A 5,012-nucleotide genomic window follows, 5' to 3' on the forward strand; every position below is an offset into this window, starting at 1 on the left:
CCGCCGGGGCGCGCCCGGGCCCGCCACACCTCCCGCGCCACCCCGAGCCTCACAAGCACAGCGCCACGCCCCCCCCCCCCCCCGCGGCGCGCCCCCCCCCCCCCCCGTTCTGTGGGCCCAAGGGGCCCTGAGTGCTTCCGTACCGCGTCCCGTGGTTAGCATGAGCGCCACATGTGGTGCGGAAGATCGCCGTCCCCATCGGTGTCAGATCCCGCCCGTGCGGCCGAAGCCCGCAGGTCGGCCAGTCTGTTCCCCCCGCACTCAAGTACCGAGGGACCGCGGAATGTCAGTGCCTGTCGCCCCCAGCCCGCACCGCATACCCACGACGCGGTCGTTGTCGCTCACCGTCCCGCTGACCCTGCTGGTGGTGGCCGGCGCCGCCGGAGGAGGGGTGGTGGCCGCGGCCCCGGCAGCGGCCCGTGGCTGGCTCGCCGCCACCGTCGCCGTCACCTGGGTCTGTCTGGCCGCGACCGTCATCACCTCCGCGCTGCTGCTGCGCGGAGCGCGGCGCGCCGCCGAGGCCGCGCGGAGCGAGAACGGCACCGCGCAGACCCGGCTCGCCCAGAGCGGCGCGGAGTCCGCGCATCTGCTGAACGTCACCCTGCCCGCGGTCGTCAAGAAGCTCCACGAGGGTCTGAGCGCCCGGGAGACCTTCGCGAGCACCCCGCCGCCGTCCGACCCGCAACTCCGCCGGGTCCTGGAGACGTTCACGAACGAGATCGCCGCCGCCGAGGCGCGCGCGGCCCGCTCGCTCGCCGACAGCGAGACCGCCGTCGCCCGGCTGGCCAAGTCCGCCGACGACCTGGACCTGCTCACCGGCAAGACGCTCCCCGACGCGCTCGCCGGACTGCGCGCCGGCGGCTCCGCCGACACCGTGCTCTCCACCGTCGTACCGCCCGAGGACCCGCGGCTGCGGGTCCTGGTGGACGCGGTGGTCCGGGAGTTCGCCGTCAGTGAGCGGCGCGCGGCCGCCGCGCAGGCGGCGAGCGCCAAGGCGCTGAGCCGGGTGCAGGCCAAGGCCGTCTCCATGCTGGCCGACCTGCGCGACATGCAGGACCGTTACGGCGAGGAGGTCTTCGGCGACCTCCTCAAGCTCGATCACAACACCTCGCAGCTCGGGCTGCTCACCGACCGGCTGGCCCTGCTCATGGGCGGGCGCGCGAGCCGCGCCTGGAACAAGCCGATCGGCATGGAGTCGATCCTGCGCGGCGCGGTCGGCCGTATCGCCGCCTACCAGCGGGTCAGGCTGCACTGCTCCAGCCAGGCGGCCATCGCCGGGTTCGCCGCCGAGCCCGTGATGCACCTGCTCGCCGAACTGATGGACAACGCGGCGAACTTCTCCCCGCCGATCGACGAGGTCCATGTCTACGTCGAGGAGCGCACCGCCGGCATCGTGGTGACCATCGAGGACAGCGGCCTGAAGATGGCCGCCGCCGCGATGCGCCGCGCCGAGGAGTCCGTCTCGGGGCGGGTCACCGACCTCGCGACGCTCCAGGGCACCCGGCTCGGACTGGCCGTGGTCGGCCGGCTGGCCGCCAAGTACCACATCAGCGTCAACTACCGGCCCTCGTCGCGCGGTGGCACGGGCGTCGTCGTGCTCTTCCCGCCGCAGCTCATGGCCCAGCAGCGCGGGATGGGACCCGAGCAGTCGCTGCGCCGCCCGGCGCCCGAGGCGACCGTGCCCCCGGTGATGGCCCCGCCGGCCGCCGCCGCCCCGCCGCCGCCCCCGCCCGTACCGACGTCCACGGCGTGGCCGGTGCTCCCCTCGCCGTCCGCCCCGGCCGGCGGTCCCCGTGTCGCCACGCCCGGCGGCCTGCCGGTGCGCCCGCCCGGCCGTACGATGGCCGCCGCCGACCGCGGCCGGCCCAACCCGGAGCCGGAGGCCACCGCGGTCCGGCCGGAACGCCGCGACGTGGGCGCCCGGTTCGGCGCCTTCCACCGCGCGCGGAACGCCGCCGAGGGCGCCGACGCCCCGGCCGCCGGGACCGGCGCGCCCTCCGACGGCGCCCAGGACCCGGCCGCCCCCGCCGTCCCGCCGCAGGACCAGGCCGGCCCTCCCGACGCTCCCGGCGCTTCCGCCACCCCCGGCACTCCGGCCGGGTAGGGCCGCGCCCACCCCGTACGGCGCCCGGGGGTCCTGGCGCCCAACCCCACCCGGAACGTGAGAAGGAGGCACGGGCAGGTGGCCGGACCACCGGCTCCATCCCGCCCCACGCACACCATGCAGACCACAGACAACAGCCTGACCTGGCTCCTCGAGAACCTGCTGGAGCGCACTCCCGGCACCCGGCACGCCCTCGTGCTCTCCCGCGACGGACTGAAGCTCTGCTGGAGCCGTCATCTCACCCTCGACCAGGCCGACCAGTTGTCCGCCATCTGTTCCGGCATCCAGGCGCTCGCGCAGGGCGCCTCGGTGGAGTTCGGCAGCGGAAGCGGTGGCGTACGCCACTCGATGACGGAGTTCCACGGCGGACTGCTGTTCATCGTGGAGGCCGGTGACGGCGCGCATCTCGCGGTGGTGGCCGAGGACGGCGCCGACCCCGGTGTGGTGGGCCATCAGATGAGCGAGCTGGTCGAGCAGATCGGTGAGCATCTGCGGGCGGAACCCCGCACACCCGCACACGGCAGCGGACGCTCATGATCAGGCGGCCCGTCGACACCGGGGACCCCGACCGGCTGTACACCGTCACCGGTGGCCGCAGCCGGGTCGAGGACGACACCTTCGACCTGGTCACCCTGATCGTCAGCGAGTGCCGGCCGACCGCGGGGATGCAGTCGGAGCACGTCAGGATCCTGGAGCTGTGCGACCATCCCACGGCGGTCGTGGAGATCGCCGCCGAGCTGCGACTGCCGGTGATGGTGGTACGGATCCTCCTCGGCGACCTCCTCGCGACGGGCCGTATCACCGCCCGCCACCCGCGCGCCGCGCGCTCCGCCGACCTTCCCGACTCCGCTCTCCTGAAGGAGGTGCTCCTTGGACTCCGTAACCTCTGAGCTGCCGGCACGTACCCCGCTGAGCGACTCCGCCGAGACCGGTCTGAAGATCGTCGTCGTGGGCGGCTTCGGCGTCGGCAAGACCACCCTGGTCCGCTCGGTCAGCGAGATCCGCCCGCTCAACACCGAAGAGGTCATGACACAGGCCGGTGTCGGGGTCGACGAGACCGCCGGGCTGACCACGAAGACGACCACGACCGTCGCCTTCGACTTCGGGCGGATCAGCCTCAACGAACGCATGGTGCTCTACTTGTTCGGGGCGCCCGGCCAGGAGCGGTTCTGGTTCCTGTGGGACCGGCTCTTCTCCGGCACGCTGGGCGCGGTCGTCCTGGTCGACACCCGCCGGATGAGCGAGTCCTGGTACGCCATCGACCGGCTCGAACACCACAGAACGCCCTTCGTGGTGGCCGTGAACCGATTCGACGACGACGTCTCGTCGTTCTCGCTCGACGAGATCCGCCAGGCACTCTCGCTGCCGGACCATGTGCCGCTGGTCGACTGCGACGCGCGGGTACGGTCGTCCGGCAAGAACGTATTGATCACCCTCGTGGACCACCTCTACGAACTGGCCATGGCCCGGGAGCTGACACCATGACCGACCCCGCAGGAGCCGTCGAAGGACAGGCCCCGCCCCCCGGCTGCCCCGCGCACGCCGGTGGCTCCGTACGGCTGAGCGGCCTCGAATACCAGCAGACCCCGTCCCAGCTCTACCGCGCGATGCGCAGGGAGCACGGCGCGGTCGCGCCCATCCTGCTCGACGGGGACATCCCCGCCTGGCTGGTGCTGGGCTACGCCGAGGTCAGTTACGTCACCGGGCACGACGAGCTGTTCGCCCGGGACTCGCGGCGCTGGAACCAGTGGCCGAACATCCCCGCCGACTGGCCGCTGATGCCGTTCGTCGGCTACCAGCCCTCGCTGCTGTTCACCGAGGGCGCGGAGCACCAGCGGCGCTCCGGGGTGGTCACGGAGGCGCTGGAGGCCGTCGACCAGTTCGAACTCGCCCACACCTGCCGGGAGATCGCCGAGGGGCTCATCGACGCGTTCGCGGGCAGCGGCCAGGCGGAGCTGATGGACCTCTACGCGCACGCGCTGCCGATGCGCGCGGTGGTCCAGCTCTGCGGGATGCCGCTCGGCGGCGGGGACACCGAGAATCTCGTACGGGACCTGCGGATCTCGCTGGACGCCGCGGAGGGCGACGACCCGGTCGCCGCCTATCTGCGGGTGCAGGCGCGCATAGAACAGCTCGTCAAGGAGAAACGGAGCACCCCCGGCACCGATGTCACCTCGCGGATGCTGGCCCATCCCGCCGGGCTGACCGACGAGGAGGTCGTCCAGGACCTCATCACGCTGATCGCCGCCGCGCAGCAGCCGACGGCCAACTGGATCTGCAACTCGCTGCGTCTGCTGCTCACCGACGACCGGTTCGCGCTGAACGTCTCGGGCGGGCGGCTCAGTGTCGGGCAGGCCCTCAACGAGGTGCTGTGGCTGGACACCCCGACGCAGAACTTCATCGGCCGGTGGGCGGTGCGCGACACCCAGCTCGCCGGGCGCCACATCAAGACGGGCGACTGTCTGGTCCTCGGCTTCGCCGCGGCCAACACCGACCCGCAGATCTGGCCCGAGGGCCATGTCGGGGCGGAGAACTCGGCGCATCTCTCGTTCAGCAACGGGGAGCACCGCTGTCTCTACCCGGGTCCGCTGCTCGCGGACGTCATCGCCCGTACGGCGGTCGAGACGCTGCTGGAGCGGCTGCCCGACGTGGTGCTGGGGGTGGAGCCGCACGAGCTGACCTGGCGGCCCTCGATCTGGATGCGCGGGCTGACCGCGCTGCCGGTGAGCTTCACGCCCGTGGTCCAGTAGCGGACGTACCCGGGGTGGGCGTACCCGGCTGAGCGGTGCCGGCCGCCCCGGCCCCCGGGCGGCCCCCCCCCCGCCCCGCCCGCCCCCCCGCCCCCGGGGGAGAACACCCCCCACGCGATGGGCGCCCCCCCGGCAAACCCCCACCCGACCCCGCGCCA

The 5,012-nt window shown here is 73.3% G+C and carries 5 protein-coding genes; all 5 read left to right on the forward strand.

What is annotated here, in order from left to right:
- Window positions 1-283 precede the first annotated feature (283 nt).
- Entirely contained in the window at window positions 284-2,104 is a 1,821-nt protein-coding gene (locus ACFXPK_RS02230; protein WP_385070654.1) for an ATP-binding protein, read from the forward strand.
- A gap of 117 nt (window positions 2,105-2,221) precedes the next feature.
- Window positions 2,222-2,641: a roadblock/LC7 domain-containing protein gene (locus tag ACFXPK_RS02235; RefSeq protein WP_385006636.1), complete on the forward strand. Its 420-nt coding sequence runs from the start codon at window positions 2,222-2,224 to the stop codon at window positions 2,639-2,641.
- Complete coding sequence (locus ACFXPK_RS02240; protein ID WP_385006634.1) at window positions 2,638-2,994, forward strand: DUF742 domain-containing protein; 357 nt, start codon at window positions 2,638-2,640, stop codon at window positions 2,992-2,994. Before ACFXPK_RS02235 ends, ACFXPK_RS02240 begins: the two co-directional genes overlap by 4 nt.
- Window positions 2,975-3,589 carry an ATP/GTP-binding protein gene (locus ACFXPK_RS02245; RefSeq protein ID WP_385006632.1) on the forward strand — a complete coding sequence of 205 codons (615 nt, stop codon included), beginning with the start codon at window positions 2,975-2,977 and terminating at the stop codon, window positions 3,587-3,589. The genes ACFXPK_RS02240 and ACFXPK_RS02245 overlap by 20 nt, the downstream gene beginning before the upstream one ends.
- Window positions 3,586-4,854 carry a cytochrome P450 gene (locus ACFXPK_RS02250; RefSeq protein WP_385006629.1) on the forward strand — a complete coding sequence of 423 codons (1,269 nt, stop codon included), beginning with the start codon at window positions 3,586-3,588 and terminating at the stop codon, window positions 4,852-4,854. The genes ACFXPK_RS02245 and ACFXPK_RS02250 overlap by 4 nt, the downstream gene beginning before the upstream one ends.
- The last annotated feature ends 158 nt before the right edge of the window (window positions 4,855-5,012 follow it).

The organism is Streptomyces sp. NPDC059142 (genome assembly GCF_042755665.1).
Lineage (GTDB): Bacteria > Actinomycetota > Actinomycetes > Streptomycetales > Streptomycetaceae > Streptomyces.

Coding starts and splice junctions, on each gene's coding strand:
- ACFXPK_RS02230 (WP_385070654.1), top strand. CDS start 284: ATGTCAGTGCCTGTCGCCCCCAGCCCGCACCGCATACCCACGACGCGG.
- ACFXPK_RS02235 (WP_385006636.1), top strand. CDS start 2,222: ATGCAGACCACAGACAACAGCCTGACCTGGCTCCTCGAGAACCTGCTG.
- ACFXPK_RS02240 (WP_385006634.1), top strand. CDS start 2,638: ATGATCAGGCGGCCCGTCGACACCGGGGACCCCGACCGGCTGTACACC.
- ACFXPK_RS02250 (WP_385006629.1), top strand. CDS start 3,586: ATGACCGACCCCGCAGGAGCCGTCGAAGGACAGGCCCCGCCCCCCGGC.